The 19,740-nt window shown below is 73.9% G+C and carries 20 protein-coding genes; 8 read left to right on the forward strand and 12 right to left on the reverse strand.

Going from position 1 to position 19,740, the window contains the following annotated elements:
- Nucleotides 1-23 precede the first annotated feature (23 nt).
- Nucleotides 24-617 (forward strand): ATP-binding protein, encoded by a 594-nt coding sequence (locus AB5J54_RS05620; protein WP_369142782.1) that lies wholly within the window; start codon nt 24-26, stop codon nt 615-617.
- A gap of 24 nt (nt 618-641) precedes the next feature.
- Here AB5J54_RS05620 and AB5J54_RS05625 read toward each other — a convergent pair whose 3' ends face one another.
- The 3 genes from AB5J54_RS05625 to AB5J54_RS05635 are packed head-to-tail and all read right to left on the reverse strand — an operon-like array spanning nt 642 to nt 4,251.
- Nucleotides 642-3,191, reverse strand: a complete 2,550-nt coding sequence (locus AB5J54_RS05625; RefSeq protein WP_369142783.1) for an ABC transporter permease — start codon at nt 3,189-3,191, stop codon at nt 642-644.
- Entirely contained in the window at nt 3,188-3,976 is a 789-nt protein-coding gene (locus AB5J54_RS05630) for an ABC transporter ATP-binding protein (RefSeq protein WP_369142784.1), read from the reverse strand. Before AB5J54_RS05630 ends, AB5J54_RS05625 begins: the two co-directional genes overlap by 4 nt.
- Entirely contained in the window at nt 3,973-4,251 is a 279-nt protein-coding gene (locus AB5J54_RS05635; protein WP_369142785.1) for an SHOCT domain-containing protein, read from the reverse strand. The genes AB5J54_RS05630 and AB5J54_RS05635 overlap by 4 nt, the downstream gene beginning before the upstream one ends.
- 146 nt (nt 4,252-4,397) lie before the next feature.
- Here AB5J54_RS05635 and AB5J54_RS05640 point away from each other — a divergent pair, with 146 nt between their 5' ends.
- Nucleotides 4,398-4,973, forward strand: a complete 576-nt coding sequence (locus AB5J54_RS05640) for a TetR/AcrR family transcriptional regulator (RefSeq protein WP_369142786.1) — start codon at nt 4,398-4,400, stop codon at nt 4,971-4,973.
- Nucleotides 4,974-5,002: 29 nt separating this feature from the next.
- Nucleotides 5,003-5,596: a DUF4865 family protein gene (locus AB5J54_RS05645; protein WP_369142787.1), complete on the forward strand. Its 594-nt coding sequence runs from the start codon at nt 5,003-5,005 to the stop codon at nt 5,594-5,596.
- A gap of 49 nt (nt 5,597-5,645) precedes the next feature.
- Here the strand turns inward: AB5J54_RS05645 and AB5J54_RS05650 are convergent, their stop codons facing one another.
- The 3 genes from AB5J54_RS05650 to AB5J54_RS05660 all read right to left on the reverse strand — a co-directional run bounded on the left by AB5J54_RS05650 (nt 5,646) and on the right by AB5J54_RS05660 (nt 8,805).
- Nucleotides 5,646-6,422: a cyclopropane-fatty-acyl-phospholipid synthase family protein gene (locus tag AB5J54_RS05650; protein ID WP_369142788.1), complete on the reverse strand. Its 777-nt coding sequence runs from the start codon at nt 6,420-6,422 to the stop codon at nt 5,646-5,648.
- Between the two features lie 131 nt (nt 6,423-6,553).
- The gene (locus tag AB5J54_RS05655) at nt 6,554-7,468 is read right to left on the reverse strand and encodes an LLM class flavin-dependent oxidoreductase (RefSeq protein ID WP_369142789.1); all 915 of its coding nucleotides are present in this window, start codon (nt 7,466-7,468) and stop codon (nt 6,554-6,556) included.
- Between the two features lie 110 nt (nt 7,469-7,578).
- The gene (locus AB5J54_RS05660; protein WP_369142790.1) at nt 7,579-8,805 is read right to left on the reverse strand and encodes an ROK family protein; all 1,227 of its coding nucleotides are present in this window, start codon (nt 8,803-8,805) and stop codon (nt 7,579-7,581) included.
- Between the two features lie 117 nt (nt 8,806-8,922).
- Between AB5J54_RS05660 and AB5J54_RS05665 the strand changes: the two genes are divergently transcribed.
- Complete coding sequence (locus AB5J54_RS05665) at nt 8,923-10,140, forward strand: MFS transporter (protein ID WP_369142791.1); 1,218 nt, start codon at nt 8,923-8,925, stop codon at nt 10,138-10,140.
- A 32-nt stretch (nt 10,141-10,172) separates the two neighbouring features.
- Here the strand turns inward: AB5J54_RS05665 and AB5J54_RS05670 are convergent, their stop codons facing one another.
- Together AB5J54_RS05670 and AB5J54_RS05675 are read right to left on the reverse strand one after the other, a co-directional pair.
- Nucleotides 10,173-10,568, reverse strand: a complete 396-nt coding sequence (locus tag AB5J54_RS05670) for a DUF3224 domain-containing protein (protein ID WP_369142792.1) — start codon at nt 10,566-10,568, stop codon at nt 10,173-10,175.
- A gap of 73 nt (nt 10,569-10,641) precedes the next feature.
- Complete coding sequence (locus AB5J54_RS05675) at nt 10,642-11,040, reverse strand: MarR family winged helix-turn-helix transcriptional regulator (RefSeq protein ID WP_369142793.1); 399 nt, start codon at nt 11,038-11,040, stop codon at nt 10,642-10,644.
- Nucleotides 11,041-11,127: 87 nt separating this feature from the next.
- Here AB5J54_RS05675 and AB5J54_RS05680 point away from each other — a divergent pair, with 87 nt between their 5' ends.
- Nucleotides 11,128-12,603 (forward strand): MFS transporter, encoded by a 1,476-nt coding sequence (locus AB5J54_RS05680; RefSeq protein ID WP_369142794.1) that lies wholly within the window; start codon nt 11,128-11,130, stop codon nt 12,601-12,603.
- A gap of 4 nt (nt 12,604-12,607) precedes the next feature.
- On the opposite strand, the gene AB5J54_RS05685 is transcribed toward AB5J54_RS05680, so the two are convergent.
- The 3 genes from AB5J54_RS05685 to AB5J54_RS05695 all read right to left on the reverse strand — a co-directional run bounded on the left by AB5J54_RS05685 (nt 12,608) and on the right by AB5J54_RS05695 (nt 15,317).
- Nucleotides 12,608-13,273, reverse strand: a complete 666-nt coding sequence (locus AB5J54_RS05685; protein ID WP_369142795.1) for a response regulator — start codon at nt 13,271-13,273, stop codon at nt 12,608-12,610.
- Nucleotides 13,270-14,364, reverse strand: coding sequence for a sensor histidine kinase (locus AB5J54_RS05690; RefSeq protein ID WP_369149228.1), 1,095 nt, complete (start codon nt 14,362-14,364; stop codon nt 13,270-13,272). The genes AB5J54_RS05685 and AB5J54_RS05690 overlap by 4 nt, the downstream gene beginning before the upstream one ends.
- A 257-nt stretch (nt 14,365-14,621) precedes the next feature.
- Nucleotides 14,622-15,317 carry a TetR/AcrR family transcriptional regulator gene (locus AB5J54_RS05695; RefSeq protein ID WP_369142796.1) on the reverse strand — a complete coding sequence of 232 codons (696 nt, stop codon included), beginning with the start codon at nt 15,315-15,317 and terminating at the stop codon, nt 14,622-14,624.
- Between the two features lie 130 nt (nt 15,318-15,447).
- Between AB5J54_RS05695 and AB5J54_RS05700 the strand changes: the two genes are divergently transcribed.
- Nucleotides 15,448-15,951, forward strand: a complete 504-nt coding sequence (locus AB5J54_RS05700) for a nitroreductase family deazaflavin-dependent oxidoreductase (protein WP_369142797.1) — start codon at nt 15,448-15,450, stop codon at nt 15,949-15,951.
- A 42-nt stretch (nt 15,952-15,993) separates the two neighbouring features.
- On the opposite strand, the gene AB5J54_RS05705 is transcribed toward AB5J54_RS05700, so the two are convergent.
- Nucleotides 15,994-17,307, reverse strand: a complete 1,314-nt coding sequence (locus tag AB5J54_RS05705; protein WP_369149229.1) for a geranylgeranyl reductase family protein — start codon at nt 17,305-17,307, stop codon at nt 15,994-15,996.
- A gap of 288 nt (nt 17,308-17,595) precedes the next feature.
- On the opposite strand from AB5J54_RS05705, the gene AB5J54_RS05710 reads away from it, so the two are divergent.
- Together AB5J54_RS05710 and AB5J54_RS05715 are read left to right on the forward strand one after the other, a co-directional pair.
- Nucleotides 17,596-18,960, forward strand: coding sequence for a dipeptidase (locus tag AB5J54_RS05710; RefSeq protein ID WP_369142798.1), 1,365 nt, complete (start codon nt 17,596-17,598; stop codon nt 18,958-18,960).
- 84 nt (nt 18,961-19,044) lie between these two features.
- On the forward strand, nt 19,045-19,737 hold the full coding sequence (locus tag AB5J54_RS05715) for an MBL fold metallo-hydrolase (RefSeq protein WP_369142799.1): 693 nt from the start codon (nt 19,045-19,047) through the stop codon (nt 19,735-19,737).
- Nucleotides 19,738-19,740 lie beyond the last annotated feature (3 nt).

Here is a 19,740-nt window from a genome sequence, read left to right on the forward strand (position 1 = left end):
GACCACTTCGGGGAGTCGCAGCCGTGATCAGCGAGCCGAGCAGGTACTACGCGGTGGAGCTTCAGGCCCTGCCGTCGCGGATCGGACAGATCCGCCGCATCATCTCCGCCCATCTCCGACATTGGCAGCTGGACGCCTTGATCGACCAGGCCGTCCTCGGCGTGACGGAACTTCTGACGAACGTGCACCGCCACGCCCAGCCGGACAAGCACTGCACGGTCGAGCTCGAGCTGCTGCTCGACCGCCTCACCGTCTCCGTCCGGGACCACGATCCCCGGCTCCCCGAGGTCTGCCACGCGGACGTCTTCGACACGGTCGACGACCTCGACGCGCTCGCCACCTCCGGCCGCGGGCTCGCCATCGTCGGCGCGGTCAGCGAGAGCTGGGGCATCCGGCCCTGCGGCGCCGCCGGCAAGGTCGTGTGGTTCACCCTCACGGCGCCGCCCGTCGGCGACCCCGTGGAGGAGTGCGCGCGTGCCGGGTACGGCGTCAGGATCGAGGCCCCGTTCGCGGGCGTCGGCTACAGCCGGCTCCCCGGCGTGCCGCTCAGCTCCCCGGCCGAGCCGGTACCGGCGCCGTCGGTCGCCCGCCCGGTCCTGGCGGGCCGAGCGGGCTGAGGCGGTCCGCGGGGTTCCGGGCCGTCACTCCGTCGCGATCGCCCTGAGGACCTCCAGACGGGCGGCCCGCCGCGCCGGCCTCCAGGCCGCCGCCGCGCCCGCCACCAGACCGACCAGGGCCACGACCGCGAGCCGCGCCGCGGGCACGGCGAACGCGAAGGCGCTGTCGCCCGAGGCGCGGACGAGGACCCAGCCGAGGAAGCCTCCGAGGATGAGCCCGCCGACCGTCCCGAACGCGGCGACCAGGACGGACTCCCAGCGGACCATGGCCCGCAGCTGGGCCCGGGTCTGCCCGACGGCCCTCAACAGGCCCAGTTCCCGGGTCCGTTCGTGGACGGAGAGCGTCAGCGTGTTCGCGATGCCGAGCAGCGCGATCAGGACCGCGAGCGCGAGGAGCGCGTAGACGAGGGTGAGCATCATGTCGATGCCGCCCGCCGAGGCCTCCGCGTACTCCTGCCGGGTCTGCACCTCCGGATGGCCGTACCGGTCGGCGACCTTCGTCACGGCCGCCTTGCCCTCCTCGGCGCCGACACCGTCCGCGAAGGACACGGCGACCAGCCGGTCGGCGTCCTGGGTGCGGTGCGGGGCCCAGGCCTCCCGGGTGACGAGGTAGTCGCCCGCGAGGTCGGCGCGTTCGTACACGGCACGGACCGTGAAGGTGTGCCGGCTGCCGTCGGTGAACGTCAGGACGGCGGTCCGCCCGGGCGCCAGACCGGAGTCGGCGGCCTCGTCGGCGGCGACGGCGAGCCCGTCCGTACCGAGTCCGCTCAGGGAGCCCCGTACCTCCCCCAGGTCCAGAGTGCGGGCGAGCGCGGCCGGGTCGGTGACCGTGAGCGCCCGGCCCCGGCCGTCCACCTCGGCGACGCCGCTTCCCAGGCCCACGGCCGTGTCGACCTCGGGCAGGGCGGCGACCGCCGGGGCGAGGCGCGGACTGAGCCCGCTGCCGCCCGCGCCGAACGAGGGCGCGCCGATGGCCACGTCCCCGGCGAAGGAGCGGTCGACGGTACGGTCCATGGTCGCCTTGAGGGAGGCGCCGAAGACGGTGAAGAGGGTGACGACGGCGACCCCGATCATCAGGGCCGTGGCGGTCGCCGCCGTACGCGCCGGGCTGCGCAGGGCGTTGCGGCGGGCGAGGCCCCGGTTGACCCCGCGCAGCGGGCGGCCGAGCACCCGGACGGCGAGCGAGGCGGCGGGCGGGCCGAGGACCACGAACGCGGCGACCGCCAGCGCCGCCCCGGTCGCGGCGAGCCACAGCGACGGGGTGCCGAGGACACCGGCGAGGACCGTGCCGACGGCGGTGGCGAGCAGGGCGCCGCCGGTCAGGGCGCGGCGCCGTGAGGTGCCCGAGGCGTCCACGTCCGTCTCGCGGAGCGCGGCGAGCGGGGCCGTGCGCCCGGCCCGAACCGCGGGCAGGAGCGCCGAGCCGGCGCAGACCGCGAGCCCGATGCCGAGCGGCAGCAGGAGGGAGGTGCCGGAGACGACGAGGTCGCCCTCGGGGAACGGGAATCCGATCGCGGGGAACAGCGCCTGGAGTCCGGCGGCCACGCCGATCCCGGCGAGGACCCCGGCGAGGGAGGCGAGCAGTCCGACGGAGAGGGCCTCGGCGAGGGTGCCGGTGACGACCTGCCGGCGGGCGGCGCCGATCGCGCGGAGCAGGGCGTTCTCGCGGGTCCGCTGGGCGACGAGGACGGCGAAGGTGTTGTGGATGGTGAAGACCGAGACGAGGACGGCGACCCCGCTGAACACGAGGAGGAAGGTGGTGAAGAGGTCGAGGAAGCGGCCGGAGACCACCTCGGTGTTCTCCTCGGCGGCCTGCTGTCCGGTGATCGCCTCGACTCCCTCGGGCAGGGCGGGCTTCAGGGCGGCGACCAGCTCCTGCTGGGAGACGCCGGGCCCGGCGCGTACGGCGATGCTCGTCGCCTCACCCGGGCGCGCCGTCAGGTACTTCTCGGCGTCGGCGCGGGTGAGACCGGTCCAGGTGACCTGTCCCATGCCGTCCGCGCCGCCGAAGGTGGCCAGGCCGACGACGGTGATCCTCACCGGGTCGGGGGTGCGCAGGACGGTGGTGTCGCCGAGGGCGAGACCGGCCGTCTTCGCCGCGCCCCGGTTGACGACGGCCTCGCCGGGGGCGACGGGCTCGCGGCCCTCCGCGAGGCGGTACGGGTTGAGGGCCGGGTCCGCGATCCAGTTGCCCGCGAGGGTCGGCGGGCCCTTGCCGCCGACGGGGCTGCCGTCGGCGGAGAGGAGCTGGCCCGCGCCCTCGATCCGGGGCGCGGCGGCGGCGACCCCGGGCACCCGGGCGAGGCGCTCGGCGAGGGCCGCGTCGACGGGGCCGCGGGTCCCCTGGGCCTCTCCGGCGGCGGTCACGGTGACGGAGCTGCGGACGATGGCGTCCGTGCCCCGGGTCGCGCTCGTGAACATCGAGTCGAAGCTCGCGCGGAGGGTGTCGCCCATGACGAGGGTGCCGGTGAGGAAGGCGACGCCGAGGAGGACGGCGGCGAAGGTGCCGAGGAAGCGGCGCCGGTGCGCGCGGAGGGAGGAGCGGGCGAGGCGGAGGGTGGCGGGGGTGTTCATGGCGCGCCTCCGTGGGACAGGGCGGGTGCCGTCGCGTGTCCGGCCCCGGTCTCGAAGGCCTTCATCCGGTCGAGGACCCGGTCCGCCGTGGGGCCGGTCATGCGGTCGACCAGCCGGCCGTCCGCGAGGAAGATCACCTCGTCGGCGTGGGCGGCGGCGACCGGATCGTGCGTGACCATGACGACCGTGCGACCGGTGTCGCGGACCGTACGGCCGAGCAGGCGGAGGACCTCCTCGCCGGAGCGGGAGTCGAGGTTGCCGGTGGGTTCGTCGGCGAACACGACGTCGGGGTCGCCGGCGAAGGCCCGGGCGACGGCGACGCGTTGCTGCTGTCCGCCGGAGAGTTCGCTCGGCCGGTGGTGGAGCCGGTCGCGCAGACCCACGGTGTCGACGAGCCGGTCGAACCGCTCCCGGTCGACGGTGTGTCCCGCGAGGTCGAGCGGGAGGGTGATGTTCTCGGCGACCGTGAGGGTCGGCAGCAGGTTGAAGGCCTGGAAGACGAAGCCGATCCGGTCGCGGCGCAGCAGGGTCAGGCGCCGGTCGTCGAGCGTGGACAGGTCGGTGTCGCCGACGAGGGCGGCGCCGGAGGTGAGGGTGTCGAGTCCGGCGGCGCAGTGCATCAGGGTGGACTTGCCGGAGCCCGACGGGCCCATGACGGCGGTGAAGCGGCCGGCGGGGAAGTCGACGCTCACCCCGTCCAGGGCCAGGACCTCGGTGTCGCCGCGCCCGTAGACCTTCACGGCGTCGACGACGCGGGCGGCGGGGAGCGGGGCGTGGGTGGTCATGTCCGGCGCCCCTTGGGGTTCGTGGCACGGCCGAACTGCTCCTCCAGGACGCTCAGGCGCCGCCAGTACTCGTCCTCGTCGATCTCCCCGGCCGCGAAGCGGTGGCCGAGCAGGGCGATGGGCGAGTTCTCGTCGGGCCCGGGGGCGCTCCAGGGCCGGCCCCGTCGCCGGCCGACCCGGCGGGCGGCGGTGACGATCCCGATGACGACCGCTGCCCAGACGAGGGGGAAGAAGAGGATCCACGGGCCGGGGCCCGCGTAGGCGAGTGTGTTCATGAGGGTTCAGCTCCTCGGTGCGTTGTCCGTGATTCGAGACTCCCTCCGGGAGGGGGTCCGGGTCGTCGTACGGGCAGCGGCTTCCGGCGTACGACGGTGGGAGTACGTCTCCGGCCGGGCACTCCTTCCTTTCTGTACCTACTGGTATGTACAGTGCCGTCATGAGCACGAACACGTCCGAGCGGCTGATCGAGGCGACCCGCGAGCTGCTGTGGGAGCGCGGCTACGTCGGGACCAGCCCCAAGGCCGTCCAGCAGGCGGCGGGGGCCGGCCAGGGCAGCATGTACCACCACTTCACGGGCAAGCAGGACCTGGCGCTGGCCGCGATCCGGCGCTCGGCCCAGGAGCTGGGCGCGGCGGCCGAGGCGGTCCTGGGCGGTACGGGTTCGGCGTACGCCCGCATCGAGGCGTATCTGCTGCGCGAGCGCGACGTCCTGCGCGGCTGCCCGGTGGGGCGGCTGACCATGGACCCGGAGGTGATCGCGGACCCGGAGCTGCGCGCGCCCGTCGAGGAGGTGCTCGGCCGGGTGCGCGGCCGTCTCGCCGAGGTCGTCCGGGAGGGCCTGGACAGAGGCGAGTTGAGCGGCCCCCTCGATCCGGAGGAGATCGCCGCCGCCGTCCTCGCGACCGTGCAGGGCGGCTATGTGCTGGCCCGCGCGACCGGTTCGCCGGCACCCTTCGACACCGCCGTACGCGGGCTGCTGGCCCTGCTCGCCCCCTGACCCCGCCTCGAAGAATCGGAGTTCTTCCCGTGCACGCGATGCAGTACGAGATCACCCTGCCCGCCGACTACGACATGGAGATCATCCACAAGCGGGTGGCGACCAAGGGCCATCTGCTCGACGCTTTTCCCGGGCTCGGCCTGAAGGCCTATCTGGTGCGGGAGCGGGAGGCCGGGTCTCCCGTGAACCAGTACGCGCCGTTCTATCTGTGGGCCACCCCCGAGGGCATGAACTCCTTCCTCTGGGGCCCCGGTTTCCAGGGCATCGTCGACGACTTCGGCCGGCCCGTGGTGCAGCACTGGACGGGTCTGTCGTACGAGGAGGGGCCGGCGGCCGCGTCGGCACCGGGTGCCGCGACGCGCCGCAGGACCCCGATCGGCGAGGCGGTCCCGCCGGGCGAGGCCGTGGCCGAGGCGGTGGCCCGGCACGCGCGCGAGGCGCGCCGAGACGGGGTGGTGGCCTCCGCCCTCGCGGTGGACCCGCGCCACTGGGAACTGCTCACCTTCACCCTGTGGGCGGGCCCGGACGCGCCCGCCGACGAGGGCGAGCGCTTCCGGGTGCTGCATCTGTCGGCGCCGGGGCGGGACCGGCTGGGGGGCGGCTTGTCGATCAGCCCGGCCTGATCGACAAGACGCCCCCCAGGTGCCGGGCGGCTGTGGTGAGCCGCCCGTCCTACGCCACGGCGACGAGGGTGAGGTACGCGATGCCGAGCACGCCCCGGTAGCCCTTCAGCCAGCTGGAGCGCTGCCGGTCGACGCGCTCGCGCGTCTCGGCGGCGAGCGGGTGGTCGGGGTTCGCGGCGAGCCAGACCTCGGTGTCGTACCGGTAGCCGGACTCGAACTCCTCCCACTCCTCCGCGCTCGCCGTCTCGATCCACGCCGGCCGGAATCCCGCCTCGATGGCGAGGTCGACGAGCGCCCCGAGGGAGTAGTGGTCGCCGGTGCTCGCGCCGGGCCACATCCCGGCGAGCTCCGTCTCCGTGGGCGTGCGCTCCCAGAAGCCCTCGCCGAGCACGACCCGCCCGCCGGGCCGGACGAGCCGGCGCAGTTCGCCCAGGACGGCGACGGGGTCGTACGGCAGCTCGGGGTCGCAGAGCGCCTGGCTCGACCCGAGGCAGAGGATCGCGTCCACCGGTCCCCGGTCCGTGCCGAGCGCCGACTCCTCGACGAAGGCCACGCGGTCCGTGAGCCCGCGCTCCTCGGCGAGCGCCCGGCCGCGGGCCAGGTCTTCGGCGTTGATGTCGATCCCGGCGCCCTTCGCGGCCGGGGCCGCCTCCAGGAGGCGCAGGAGCAACTCGCCCCAGCCGCAGCCGATGTCGAGCACATCGGCGGGCGCGGTGGCCGCGAGCCGCTCGATCATGCGGGTGGCGCGGGCCTCGGAGAGGGGGCCGTGGAAGGTGAGGCTGCCGAGGCGCGGGGGGAGTTCTGCTGCGGAATCGGAAGTGATCATGAAGGGGAACAGTACGGTGTCCCGTCACCCCTGCGCACCCAGTTTCCGACGGCGTGCGCACCGGTGCGCGGCCGACCCAAGAGGCGTGCACGGGAGCTGGGCCTGCGCCTGCGCTTGCTCCAGGCCCCTTGTCAGGCGCGCTCCTTCGCGATCGCCTCGCGCACCGCCGGGACGATCTCACCGCCCCAGCGGGCCAGCGCGTCGACGTCCTGGGCGCCGCCGCCCGGCGAGAACAGGATGAACCCCGACGCGTCGTGGTCCAGCACCGCTCCGGTCAGCTCCTCCACCCACTGCCCGGCCGAACCCCCGATCCAGCGTCCTTCCGCGTCGCGCGTGGCCGCCAGGGGCCGGTCCGTGATGCGCCCCGGGAGGTTGTAGACCGTCCGGATCTCCCGCGGGTCGCGCCCCACCGACTCCGCCGCCTCGTCGATGACCGGCCGCGACGTCCGGTACCGCTCGCTCAGCCAGTCCGCCGCGTGGCCGGGGATCCAGCCGTCCGCCACCCTGCCCGTGGCGGCCAGGGACTTGCGGCCGTTCGAGCCGGTCCACACCGGCGGGGCCGCGACGGGCGTGGTCTCCAGGTCGCGCACCCGGTGGTGCCGGCCCTCGTACGTGACCGGCGGGCCCCCGCCCGACAGCTTCTTGATCAGGACGATGGCCTCCTCGAAGGCCTCCACGGCCTCGCCCGGCGAGAGCTTCGGCACGCCCATGTCGGCGATCCGGTCCCACAGTCCGCCCGCGCCCATGCCCAGCACGACCCTGCCCTCGCTGAGCGCCGACAGTGTCGTGACCGTCCGCGCGAGCACCGGGGCCGGGCGGGTCGGCAGGTTGGTGACGTTGGCGAAGCCCGCGATCCGTGTCGTACGGCCCAGGAGAAAGCCCAGCGAGGCGTAGGCGTCCAGGCGTCCGCCGAGGTACGGATGGTCCGACAGCGAGAAGAGGTCCAGCCCGTCGCCGTCCGCCTGCCGTACGCGGCGCAGCAGTTCGGGGGCGTCCTCGAAGCCGCTGTGTGCGCCGAACCCGAAGACCACCTGTCGTTCGGTCATGGTGTCGTCCTTCCCCCAGGGCATGCCGAAGTTCGTACCACGAACGATATTAGTTCGTGGTACGAACCGCAACCGGTTGCCCGGGTGCGGGGCGTCTGCGGGGTCCTTTGTCAGGCCGCCTCGCGGCCCAGGGCCGCCAGCGGGTCGTCCAGTACCGGCTGCCAGGCCAGTTCGGCCGCGCCCACCAGGCTGTTGTGGTCCAGGGTGCACGGGAGGATCGGCACCCCGCCGCTGCGGCCCCACAGGCTGCGGTCCGCGACCACCGCGCGGAGCCGCTCGGGGTCCGCGTCCAGGAGCTCGCGGTGGAGCCCGCCGAGGATGATCCGGTCCGGGTTGAGGATGTTCACCAGGCCCGCGAGGCCCAGGCCCAGGCGGTCGATCAACTCGCCCACCGCCACCCGGACACCCGGGTCGCCCGGGCTGGTGCGCAGCAGGTCACGGGACTGCTGGAGCAGGGAGACCTCCGGTCCCGGAACCCGGCCCGCCGCCGTGAGGAACGCCAGCGGGTCCGTCTCGACGTCCAGGCAGCCGCGGCTGCCGCAGTGGCAGGGGCGGCCCTCGGGGTTCACCGTGAGGTGGCCGACCTCCAGGGCCAGGCCCGAACTTCCGGTGTGGAGGCGGCCGTCGAGGACCAGCGCCCCGCCGACGCCCCGGTGGCCGGTCGCCACACAGAGCAGGTCCCTGGCGCCGCGCCCCGCGCCGTGACGGTGCTCGGCGAGCGCGGCGAGGTTCACGTCGTTGCCGGTGAACGCGGGGCCTTCGATGCCCGCGGCCCGCACCCGCTCGGCGAAGATCTCCCGCACCGGCGCCCCGGCCGGCCAGGCGAGGTGCAGCGGATTGAGGGCCGTCCCCTCGGGTTCGGCGACGGCGGAGGGCGCGGCGAGTCCCGCCCCCACGCAGCGGCGGCCGCTCTCCGCCAGGAGCGCGGCGCCCGCGTCGACCACCGCGCCGAGGACCTGGGCGGGGTCGGCCGAGACCGTGACGCAGCCGGGCGCCGTGGCCACGATGGTGCCGCCGAGTCCGACGAGCGCGGCGCGGAAGCCGTCCGCGTGGACCTGCGCCGCGAGCGCGACGGGACCCTTCTCGTCGACGGCCAGGCGATGCGAGGGGCGGCCCTGGGAGCCCGCGGCGGCACCGGGGTTGGAGTCGACGCGGATCAGGCCGAGGGCCTCCAGCTCGGCCGCGACGGCGCCGGCCGTGGCTCGGGTGACGCCGAGTTCCGCCGTGAGGACGGCCCGGGTCGGCGCCCTGCCGGTGTGCACCAGTTCCAGCGCGGGGCCGAGCGCGTTACGCCCCCTGTCCAGCCGTGTCCGGGTCGTCGTCGCCTTGCCGTTCATGGGGGTGAGTCTCCCATGATCGGGCCCGTGGGGTGGCCCCGGGCGGGGGTGGGCCGCGGGGGCGCGGTGGGGGACGCCCGCTTGATTGCCGCTGCCGGTGGGCCCTATCCTGAGTTTGTGCCGCTACTAAACAAAGTACGGACGGCCGTATCGGGGGGCCCCGGCGGAGACACCGCCACCCACTCCCTGTCCCGCCTCCGCTCCGCCCTGACCCTCTTCTTCGCCCTCGACGGCTTCCTGTTCGCCGGCTGGGTCGTCCGGATCCCCGCCATCAAGCAGCAGACCGGCGCTTCGGCCGGCGACCTCGGCCTCGCCCTCCTCGGGGTGTCCGCGGGCGCCGTGATCACGATGACGCTGACCGGGCGGCTCTGCCGTCGGTACGGCTCCCACGCCGTGACGGTCGCCACCGGCGTCCTGCTGTCCTTGTCGGTCGCCCTTCCCGCGCTCACCCGGTCCCCGCTCGCGCTCGGTCTCGTCCTGCTCGTCTTCGGCGCCGCGTACGGGGGGATCAACGTCGCCATGAACAGCGCCGCCGTGGATCTCGTGGCCGCGTTGCGGCGGCCGGTGATGCCGAGTTTCCACGCCGCGTTCAGCCTGGGAGGCATGCTCGGGGCGGGCCTGGGCGGGCTGCTCGCCGGGAGCCTGTCCCCCACCGGTCACCTCCTCGGCCTCACCGTGGTCGGTCTCGCCCTGACCGCTGCCGCCGGGCCCGTACTCCTGCGACACCCCTCCCCCGTGCTTCCCGAGACCCTTCCGGCACCGTCCGGCTCCACGGCCTCCGGCGGGCGCCGTACGGTGCTCGTCTTCGGTGTCATCGCGCTCTGCACGGCGTACGGAGAGGGCGCGCTGGCGGATTGGGGGGCCCTCCATCTCACCCAGGACCTGCAGGCCCACCCCGGGGTGGCCGCCGCGGGGTACTCCGTCTTCGCGCTGGCCATGACCGCCGGGCGCCTCTCCGGCACCGCACTGCTCGAACGCCTCGGCCAGACCCGCACCCTGGTCGCCGGCGGCACCGTCGCCGCCCTGGGGATGCTGCTCGGCTCGCTCGCGCCGAGCGTCTGGGCCACGCTCCTCGGCTTCGCCGTCACCGGCCTCGGCCTCGCCAACATCTTCCCCGTCGCCGTGGCCCGCGCCGGTGCGATCGCGGGCCCCGGCGGCGTGGCGACGGCCTCCACCCTCGGGTACGGCGGCATGCTCCTCGGCCCGCCCTCGATCGGCTTCCTCGCCGACTGGTTCTCCCTGCCGGTGGCCCTCACGACCGTCGCCGTGCTCGCGGGCGGTGCGGCGGCCATGGGGTACGCGGCGCGCAACGCGGGTGCGGGCCGGGAGAGTTGACCCGGGGAACCGGCGGCCTCGACGGCGGCGCGTCAGCCCAGCGTGTACTCCAGGACGTAGGAGTGGCCGCCGCCCTCGGACCGGATGATCTCCAGGTCACCGGCGATCCCCGCGAGGTCTCCGGAGCCCGTTCCCCGGACCACGGAGATCGCGAGCTTCTCGCCCTGGCTGCCGGGCGCGCTGTGCTGGAGGACGAAGGAGCCCTTGCGGCCGTCCAGTTCGCCCGTGAAGCGCTCCACGGCGACATACGCGACGGGGCTGCCCTCGACGTCGGCCACCGACAGCATGTTCACGGTGCTGGTGCCGGTCAGGGCGCCCTGGAAGGTCTTGGTGATCCGCACGCGGCCGAGCGCGGCGCCCGGGCCTTCGTCGAGAACCTCCGGTTCGAAGGAGGTGAGATCGAACGTTCCGCCGGCCTTTGTGCTCATGCCGCACCCCTTGAGTCCTGATCGTCGATGTCGCACAGCAGGCTCGCACGCGGCACTGACAATCCCCGGATCCTCAGGGGGTGCCGTCGAGCATGCGCGTCAGCACTTCGCGCTGGATCGGCTGCGTCTCGGCATGGCGGGCGAGGCCCTTCTCCGTGAGTTTCACCTGGACGCCGCGCCGGTCCTCGGTGCACATCCCCCGCAGGACCAGGCCGTCCCTCTCCAGGCGGGCGACGAGCCGGGACAGGGCGCTCTGGCTGAGGTGGACGCGGCCGGCGAGTTCCTGGACGCGCCAGGCCGCGGGGCCTTCCCCGGTCGCGCCCTCGGCCAGCACGTCGAGGACCTCGAAGTCGCTGGCGCCGATCCCGTACGAGTGGAGCGCCCGGTCGAGCTCACAGGTCGTGCGGGCGTGCAGGGCGAGGACGTCACGCCACTCGTCCACGAGCGCGCGTTCGGACTTGTTCGCTGCCATGACCGCACGGTAGCAGAGGCCCGGAGTTTTGTTGCAGAGGAATTAAATGCACTTGCATTCAATGCATGTGCATGTACCGTCCTGTGCATGACCTCTCCGCTCCCCGCCGAACGCTGGAGTCCGCGCCTCTGGGGCACCCTCCTCGTGCTCTGCGCCGCGATGTTCCTCGACGCCCTCGACGTCTCCATGGTCGGCGTCGCCCTGCCCTCGATCGCCACCGACCTCGGCCTCTCCACCGCCACGCTCCAGTGGATCGTGAGCGGCTACATCCTCGGCTACGGCGGCCTGCTGCTCCTCGGCGGCCGCGCGGCCGACCTCCTCGGCCGGCGCCGCGTCTTCCTCGTCGCCCTCGCGGTCTTCGCGCTCGCCTCCCTGCTCGGCGGGCTCGTCGACTCCGGGCCCCTCCTCATCGCGAGCCGGTTCATCAAGGGGCTCAGCGCCGCCTTCACCGCCCCCGCCGGCCTGTCGATCATCACCACGACCTTCAAGGAGGGCCCGCAGCGCAACCGGGCCCTGTCCATCTACACCACCTGCGCCGCCACCGGCTTCTCCATGGGCCTCGTCCTGTCCGGACTGCTCACGGAGCTCAGCTGGCGCTGGACCATGCTGCTCCCGGCGCCCGTCGCCCTGATCGCCCTCGTCTTCGCGCTGCGCCTCATCCCGCACAGCGCCCGCGAGAACTCCTCCGGCGGCTACGACCTGCCCGGCGCCGTCACCGGCACGGCCGCGATGCTGCTGCTCGTCTTCACCGTCGTCCAGGCCCCCGAGAAGGGCTGGGCCTCCGCCCGTACCCTCCTGTCCTTCCTGGTGGTCGCCGCCCTGCTCGCCGCCTTCGTCCTGATCGAGCGGCGCAGCACAAGTCCCCTCGTCCGGCTCGGGGTGCTGCGCTCCGGCTCGCAGGTCCGGGCCCAGCTGGGCGCGGCGGCGTTCTTCGGCTCGTACGTCGCCTTCCAGTTCATCGTCACGCAGTACATGCAGTCGCTGCTCGGCTGGTCGGCGCTCCAGACCGCGCTCGCCTTCCTGCCGGCCGGTGTGCTCGTCGCGCTCTCGTCGACGAGGATCGGCGCGATCGTGGACCGGTTCGGCACGCCCCGGGTGATCGCGGTCGGCTTCACCCTCCTCGTCGTCGGCTACGCACTCTTCCTGCGGATCTCGCTCACCCCGCAGTACGCGGCCGTGATCCTGCCGTCGATGCTGCTGCTCGGTGCGGCCTGCGCCCTGGTCTTCCCCTCGCTCAACATCCAGGCCACCAACGGAGTGGAGGACGCGGAACAAGGGATGGTGTCGGGGCTGCTCAACACCTCCATCCAGGTCGGCGGCGCGCTCTTCCTCGCCGTGACCACCGCCGTCATCACCGCGGACGGCCACGATGCCACCGCTTCCCCGCAGGCCGTCCTGGACAGCTTCCGGCCCGGCCTTGCCGTGGTCACGGTCATCGCCCTGGCAGGACTTCTGATCACACTGCCGGGGCTGCGGAAGGCGCGGCGGCCCGTCGAGTCGGTCGTGGTCGCGCGGTCCGCCGTCGCCGAGGACGCGGCGGACAGGGTCGCGGTCCGCGACTGAGTCCTCAGCCCAGCCAGCCGGGGCGGACCAGGCCCGACTCGTAGGCCAGGACGACGAGTTGGGCCCGGTCCCGGGCGCCGAGCTTCACCATCGCGCGGCTCACATGGGTCTTGGCGGTGAGCGGGCTCACGACGAGCCGGCGGGCGATCTCCTCGTTCGACAGCCCGATCCCCACGAGGGCCATCACCTCCCGCTCCCGTTCGGTCAGGGCGCCGAGCGCCGCCGTCGCCGCCGGGGCCTTGGAGCGGGCCGCGAACTCCTCGATGAGCCGACGGGTGACGCCCGGGGAGAGCAGCGCGTCCCCGTGGACGACGGCGCGCACGGCCCGCAGCAGTTCCTCCGGCTCCGTGTCCTTGACCAGGAAGCCGGAGGCTCCGGCGCGGATCGCCTCGAAGACGTACTCGTCGAGTTCGAAGGTGGTCAGCATGACGACCCGGACCTCGCCGAGGTCCGGGTCGTCGGTGATGCGCCTCGTCGCCTCCAGGCCGTCGAGCCGGGGCATCCGGATGTCCATCAGGACGACGTCGGGGCGCAGGGCGCGGACCCGGTCCACCGCCTCGTCGCCGTCGGCGGCCTCGCCGGCCACCTCGATGTCGGGCTGGGCGTCGAGCAGCGCGCGGAACCCCGCCCGTACCAGCGACTGGTCGTCGGCGAGCAGGACACGGATCACGGGGTGCTTCCCTCCGGGCGGAGCGGGAGTACGGCGTGGACGCGGAAGCCGCCGTCCGGGCGGGCGCCCGCCTCGATGGTGCCACCGAGGGCGGCGGCCCGCTCCCGCATTCCGGCGAGTCCGTTGCCGCTGCCGCCCGCTTCCGTGCCGGTGGCGGGCCCGTCGTCGTCGACGGTGAGCTCCAGGCGGCCGGGGCCGTGGTCGATCCGTACGCGGGCGGTACGGGAACCCGAGTGGCGCACGACGTTGGTGAGCGCCTCCTGCACGATCCGGAAGGCGGCGAGGTCGGCGCCGGGCGGCAGGGCGGCCGGTGGGCCGCTCGTCGAGACGGTGACGGCGAGGCCCGCGGCGGCGGCCTGCTCGACGAGTTCGGGGAGCCGGTCGAGTCCGGGTGCGGGGGCGCGGGGGGCGTCGCCGGGGGTACGGAGGGTGGCGAGGACCTGTCTCACCTCGCCGAGCGCCTCCTTGCTGGCCGTCTTGATGGTGGCCAGGGCCGTGCGGGCCTGCTCCGGGTCGGAGTCCAGGAGGGCGAGGCCGACGCCCGCCTGGACGTTGATGACGGAGAGGGAGTGGGCGAGCACGTCGTGGAGTTCGCGGGCGATGCGGAGCCGTTCCTCGTCGGCGCGGCGCCGCTCGGCGGCGGCCCGTTCGGCCCGCTGCTGCGCCCACTGCTCGCGCCGGATCCGGACGGCCTCGGAGGCGGCGAGCACCGCGACGGCGAACGCGGCGGCCGGCAGCTCCTGGCCCCAGGGCGCGGCCCCGTCGCCCGGTGGCGGCAGCCATCGGTAGAGCCAGTGCGAGAGCAGCAGATGGCCCGCCCACAGGAGGCCGATGGCCCACCATGCGGCGGTGCGGTGCCCGTGGACGACCGCCGCGAAGCAGGCGACGGCGATCATGACGAAGACCGGGCCGTACGGATAGCCCGCCGCGAGGTAGCCGAGGGTGACGGCCGCGACGGCGAACACCACCGGCACGGGCCTGCGGTGACGGAACAGCAGCGGGACGGCGCCGAGCAGGAGCAGGACCCGGCCGAGCGCGTCGAGCGCCTCCCGGTCCGGCTGGTTCCGTGCGGAGAACCCGGTTCCCACCATGACGAGGACGGCGATCAGCACCGTCGACGGCCAGGGCAGTCCGCCGCCGCGCTCCCACCGCCGCCAGGGCGGTCCGCCGCCGCGCTCCCCGCGCTCCCAGGGCCGTCCGCCGCCGCGCTCCCCGCGCTCCCAGGGCCCGCGCGGCCGCTCCCTGTGCATCCCGGCGTCCATACCGGTCACGCTAGCCGGGGCCGCCCCGCGCGCACGTCAGCCCGGCGGGGTGGTCACCCGTACTCCCGCGGGAGTAGGCGGCGGTGTCAGCCGCGCGGGAGCAGGCCCACGTCCTGGCCCAGGCGGCGGGCGGCGGTGGCGAAGAAGGTGTCGCGGTCCTCGACGACATTGTTGAACTGGCCGAAGACCTCGAAGGAGACGAGGCCGAAGAGCTGCGCCCAGGCGGCGACGAGCGCGACGGCGAGGGCCGGCGGGAGGTCCGGGGCGAAGTCGGCGCTCATCCGGGCGGCCTCGGGGCGCAGGGCTTCGGCGAGCGGGGGGAGGGCGACGCCCTCGCCCGTGTGGGCCCGGCGGGCGATCTCGATGAGGACGAGGCCGACGCGGGAGGCGGGGACGATCGTGTCCTGCGGGGCGGTGTAGCCGGGGACCGGGGAGCCGTAGATCAGGGCGTACTCGTGGGGGTGGGCGACGGCCCAGGCGCGGACGGCCCGGCAGACGGCGGTCCAGCGGTCGAGGGGGCGCTCCGCCTCGGTCTCGGCGGCGGCCTGTTCGGCGGCGGCGCCGACGGAGTCGTAGGCGTCGACGATGAGGGCGGTGAGCAGGTCGTCGCGGCTGGGGAAGTACCGGTAGAGCGCGGAGGACACCATGCCCAGTTCGCGGGCGACGGCCCGCAGGGACAGTTTGGCGGCGCCTTCGGCGGCGAGCTGGGTGCGGGCCTCGTCCTTGATGGCGGCGGTGATCTCGATACGGGCGCGGGCGCGGGCTCCTCGAACGGTCGTCATGGAGAGCAGTGTGCCACTTTCGGAGCACTGGAACGAAACGAGAGCACTGCTCTTGCTTGTGAGCTCCGAACCGTGCACACTGATCTCAAGCGAGAGCAGTGCTCACACTTTGAAGCCGCAGGAGGCCCTCATGTCCGCTCAGCCCGCTCAGCCCGCAGACTCCTCCCCCGCCACCCACGTCATGAAGCCCGGCTGGTTCACGGTGAACGTCTTCAACCGCGCCGTCGCGTGGATGACCCGCCGCGGCATCAGCGTCTGGGGCTCCCGCGTCCTCGCCGTCCGCGGCCGCAAGAGCGGCGAATGGCGCCGCACCCCCGTCAACCTCCTGACGGTGGACGGCGCCCAGTACCTCGTCGCCCCCCGCGGCCACGTCCAGTGGACCCACAACATGCGGGCCGCCGGTGGCGGGCAGCTCCACCTCGGCAAGCACGTGGAGGAGTTCACGGCCGTCGAGGTCGGCGACGACGACAAGCCCGCCCTGCTCCGCGCCTACCTCAAGCGCTGGAAGGCCGAGGTCGGCGTCTTCTTCGACGGCGTCGGCCCCGACTCCTCCGAGCAGGAGCTCCGGGCCATCGCGCCGAAGCACCCCGTCTTCCGCATCACGACGACGGGCTCCGCCACCCCGGCGGCCTGAAGCGGCCGGGGCAGCGGAGCCCGTGACGAACGGATCGGACGGTCAGACCTCTTCCGGGGCCTCCACACCCTCCGGCTCGGACGCCGCCCGCTCGCGCGTGCTGACACCCCGCCCCGCCGGACCGACACCGGCCGTGGTGTCCATGCGCTTGTCGAGGAGCTCCAGGGCCCGCCGGGCCATGCCGTTCGAGCGGACCATGCCACCGAGCGAGGCCGAGCCGCGGGTGATGTCGGCGAAGGCGTTCCAGGCCGGCCGCAGCCCCGTGATCGTCGCGTGCAGCAGGCCGGGACGCCGCTCGAAGACGGCGAGCATCCGCCGGCCGACCGCCATCTCGACACCGAGCCCCGCCTTGATGGCGAAGGCGTAGTTCAGGGCCTGGCGCCGCGCGTCGACCGCGTCGCTCGACTCGGCGACCCGCACCGCCCACTCGCCCGCGAGACGACCCGAGCGCAGCGCGTACGAGATGCCCTCGCGCGTCCACGGCTCCAGGAGACCGGCCGCGTCACCACAGACCAGGACCCGGCCGCGGGAGAGCGGCGAATCGTCCGTGCGGCAGCGCGTCAGATGGCCGGAGGAGATCGTGGGCTCGAAGCCGGCGAGGCCGAGCCGGGCGACGAAGTCCTCCATGTACCGCTTGGTGGCGGCGCCCTCGCCGCGCGCCGAGATGACGCCCACGGTCAGCGTGTCCCCCTTGGGGAACACCCAGCCGTAACTGCCGGGCATCGGGCCCCAGTCGATGAGGACGCGCCCCTTCCAGTCCTCCGCCACGGACGGCGGCACCGGAATCTCCGCCTCCAGGCCCAGGTCGACCTGGCCGAGCTTCACCCCCACATGGGCCCCTATCCGGCTGGCACTGCCGTCGGCACCGACGACCGCGCGCGCCAGGATCGTCTCCCCGTCGGAGAGGACGACGGCGACCGTCCGCCGGTCCGGCACGGCCGGGCCGTGCTGCTCCACCCGGCTCACCGTCGCACCGGTCCGCAGCTCGGCACCGGCCTTCTGCGCGTGCTCGACGAGCTGCGCGTCGAACTCCGGACGGTTGATGAGCCCGAACAGCATCCGGCGCGAGCGGCGGGTACGGGCGAAGCGGCCCTCCAGGGAGAAGGTGACCGCGTGCACCCGGTCCTGGAGGGGCAGTTCGAAGCCCGGCGGGAGCGAGTCGCGCGAGGGGCCGATGATGCCGCCGCCACAGGTCTTGTACCGGGGCAGCTCCGACTTCTCCAGGAGCAGCACCCGCCGGCCGGCGACCGCCGCCGCGTAGGCCGCGGACGCGCCGGCCGGTCCGGCGCCGACGACCACGACGTCCCAGACCTCCGCCGACTCCTCGGCCTCACGGGCCGACGCCTCGTCCGACACCCTGTCATCCGGAAGGTGCGCCGGCTCCGCGCCCGTACCCTCGGCGGCGCTCCCGCCGGCCTCAGGGGCCGCGCCCGCGGGCTCGATGTGCTCCGGACCGGTGTTCTCTGCGTGCTCGCTGCTCACGTGTGCTTCTGCTCCTGATCCGACCGGTGGTCTGCTCCTGACGCATCCTACGGCGCGGTAGCCAGGGGCCCGCCCGTAGGATCGACGGTGCGTTCGCCGTACCACGACCTACGGTGAACGTCGTCCTCACGTCGTAACGTCGCACCCATCAGGAGCGTGCCCATGACCTCGAATCCGATCGCCGAGACCGTCCGGTCACTGATGCCCCGGGCCAAGGCCGAGCTCACGGAGCTGGTGGCCTTCGAGTCGGTGGCGGACGAGGCCGTGGCGCCCCGCAGCGAGTGCGAGGCCGCCGCGAACTGGGTCGCGGACGCCCTGCGCGCCGAGGACTTCCAGGACGTGGCGCTGCTCGACACCCCGGACGGCTCGCAGTCCGTCTACGGCATCCTGCCCGGCCCGGCCGGCGCGCCGACCGTCCTCCTCTACGCGCACTACGACGTGCAGCCGAAGCTGGACGAGTCCGTGTGGCTCTCCCCGCCGTTCGAGCTGACCGAGCGGGACGGCCGCTGGTACGGACGCGGCACCGCCGACTGCAAGGGCGGCTTCATCATGCACCTGCTCGCGCTGCGCGCCCTCAAGGCGAACGGCGGCGTGCCCGTGACGGTCAAGGTCATCGTCGAGGGCTCGGAGGAGCAGGGCACCGGCGGTCTGGAGCGGTACGCGGAGCGGCACCCCGAGCTCCTGACGGCCGACGCCATCGTGATCGGCGACGCGGGCAACTTCCGCGTGGGCCTGCCGACCGTGACCGCCACCCTGCGCGGCATGACGATGATCCGGGTCACGATCGACACCCTGGAGGGCAACCTGCACTCCGGTCAGTTCGGTGGTGCCGCGCCCGACGCGCTGGCCGCGCTGATCCGCGTCCTGGACTCGCTGCGCGGCCCCGACGGCTCCACCGTCATCGACGGCCTCGCGGGCGACCAGGTCTGGGAGGGCCTGCAGTACCCGGAGGAGGACTTCCGCCAGGACGCCAAGGTGCTCTCCGGCGTGTCCCTGCCGGGCGCCGGCACCGTCGCCGACCGGATCTGGGCCCGCCCCGCGGTCACGGTCATCGGCATCGACGCCCACCCGGTGGCCGGCGCGACCCCGTCGGTCCCGAAGTCGGCCCGTGCGCAGATCAGCCTGCGGGTGCCGCCGGGCGAGGACGCGGCCGAGGTGACGAAGCTGCTCTTCGCCCACATCGAGAAGCACACCCCGTGGGACGCCCGGGTCTCCCTGGAGCAGGTCGGCCAGGGCCAGCCGTTCCAGGCGGACACCTCCAGCCCGGCGTACGCGTCGATGGCCGACGCGATGCGGGTCGCGTACCCCGGCGAGGAGATGCAGACGGCGGGCATGGGCGGCTCGATCCCGCTGTGCAACACGCTGGCCTCGCTCTACCCGGAGTCGGAGATCCTCCTCATCGGTCTGAGCGAGCCCGAGGCGCAGATCCACGCGCCGAACGAGTCCGTCTCACCGGAGGAGCTGGAGCGGCTCTCGGTCGCCGAGGCGCACTTCCTCGTCAACTACGCCCGCTCGAAGCAGGTCTGACGGCGGGTCGGTTCAGCGCTCGGCGAAGCTCGCCGAGAGCGTAGAAGCATACGGCGGACCTGCGTGGATCCGTAGGTTCGCCGTATGACATCCATCGAACTCACCCGGATCACCCCGCGACTGCACCTCCTCGACTTCTCCATCGGCCAGGCCTATCTGTGGCAGGACGAGGAGGAGCTGACCCTGATCGATGCCGGCTGGGCCGGCACGGCCGACGGCATCGACGCAGCGATACGGTCCGCCGGCCTCGCCCCGGAGCGACTGCGCCGGATCGTGCTGACCCACTGTCACCGGGACCACGTGGGATCGGCCCAGGAGCTGGCGGACCGGCACGGGGCCGAGATCCTCGCGCACCCGCTCGACGCGCCGGTGATCCGGGGCGCCGCCCCGGTCCCGGAGCCCGACCTCCTGGACTGGGAGCGCCCCCTCTTCGAGCACGGCCTGAGCACGCCCGAGGCGCCGCCGACCCGGGTCGACCGGGAGGTCGAGGACGGCGAGGAGCTGGGCTTCGGCGACGGCGCCGTGGTGGTGCACACCCCCGGCCACACCCCCGGCTCGATCGCCGTCCATCTGCCCCGTCACGGCGTGCTGTTCGCGGGGGACACGGTGGCGTCGGTGCAGGGCGTGACGTTCGGCGTGTTCCATGTCGACCGCGCGCTCGCCCTGGACTCGATGCGGGCCCTCGCGAAGCTCGCCCCTTCGGTGCTGTGCTGCGGGCACGGGGCACCGGTGACCTCGGACACGGCGGCCCAGCTCACGGCGGCAACCCACCAGTGAGGG

Origin of the sequence: Streptomyces sp. R44, assembly GCF_041053105.1 — a bacterium.
In the GTDB taxonomy this organism is placed as follows: domain Bacteria; phylum Actinomycetota; class Actinomycetes; order Streptomycetales; family Streptomycetaceae; genus Streptomyces.

Bases quoted from the DNA above. Each gene is read 5' to 3' on its own strand.
- AB5J54_RS05715 (WP_369142799.1), top strand. From the start codon at position 19,045: ATGACATCCATCGAACTCACCCGGATCACCCCGCGACTGCACCTCCTC.
- AB5J54_RS05655 (WP_369142789.1), bottom strand. From the start codon at position 7,468: ATGACCGAACGACAGGTGGTCTTCGGGTTCGGCGCACACAGCGGCTTC.
- AB5J54_RS05635 (WP_369142785.1), bottom strand. From the start codon at position 4,251: ATGAACACACTCGCCTACGCGGGCCCCGGCCCGTGGATCCTCTTCTTC.
- AB5J54_RS05660 (WP_369142790.1), bottom strand. From the start codon at position 8,805: ATGAACGGCAAGGCGACGACGACCCGGACACGGCTGGACAGGGGGCGT.
- AB5J54_RS05680 (WP_369142794.1), top strand. From the start codon at position 11,128: ATGACCTCTCCGCTCCCCGCCGAACGCTGGAGTCCGCGCCTCTGGGGC.
- AB5J54_RS05710 (WP_369142798.1), top strand. From the start codon at position 17,596: ATGACCTCGAATCCGATCGCCGAGACCGTCCGGTCACTGATGCCCCGG.
- AB5J54_RS05700 (WP_369142797.1), top strand. From the start codon at position 15,448: ATGTCCGCTCAGCCCGCTCAGCCCGCAGACTCCTCCCCCGCCACCCAC.
- AB5J54_RS05625 (WP_369142783.1), bottom strand. From the start codon at position 3,191: ATGAACACCCCCGCCACCCTCCGCCTCGCCCGCTCCTCCCTCCGCGCG.
- AB5J54_RS05675 (WP_369142793.1), bottom strand. From the start codon at position 11,040: ATGGCAGCGAACAAGTCCGAACGCGCGCTCGTGGACGAGTGGCGTGAC.
- AB5J54_RS05690 (WP_369149228.1), bottom strand. From the start codon at position 14,364: ATGGTGGGAACCGGGTTCTCCGCACGGAACCAGCCGGACCGGGAGGCG.
- AB5J54_RS05695 (WP_369142796.1), bottom strand. From the start codon at position 15,317: ATGACGACCGTTCGAGGAGCCCGCGCCCGCGCCCGTATCGAGATCACC.
- AB5J54_RS05630 (WP_369142784.1), bottom strand. From the start codon at position 3,976: ATGACCACCCACGCCCCGCTCCCCGCCGCCCGCGTCGTCGACGCCGTG.
- AB5J54_RS05640 (WP_369142786.1), top strand. From the start codon at position 4,398: ATGTACAGTGCCGTCATGAGCACGAACACGTCCGAGCGGCTGATCGAG.
- AB5J54_RS05670 (WP_369142792.1), bottom strand. From the start codon at position 10,568: ATGAGCACAAAGGCCGGCGGAACGTTCGATCTCACCTCCTTCGAACCG.
- AB5J54_RS05650 (WP_369142788.1), bottom strand. From the start codon at position 6,422: ATGATCACTTCCGATTCCGCAGCAGAACTCCCCCCGCGCCTCGGCAGC.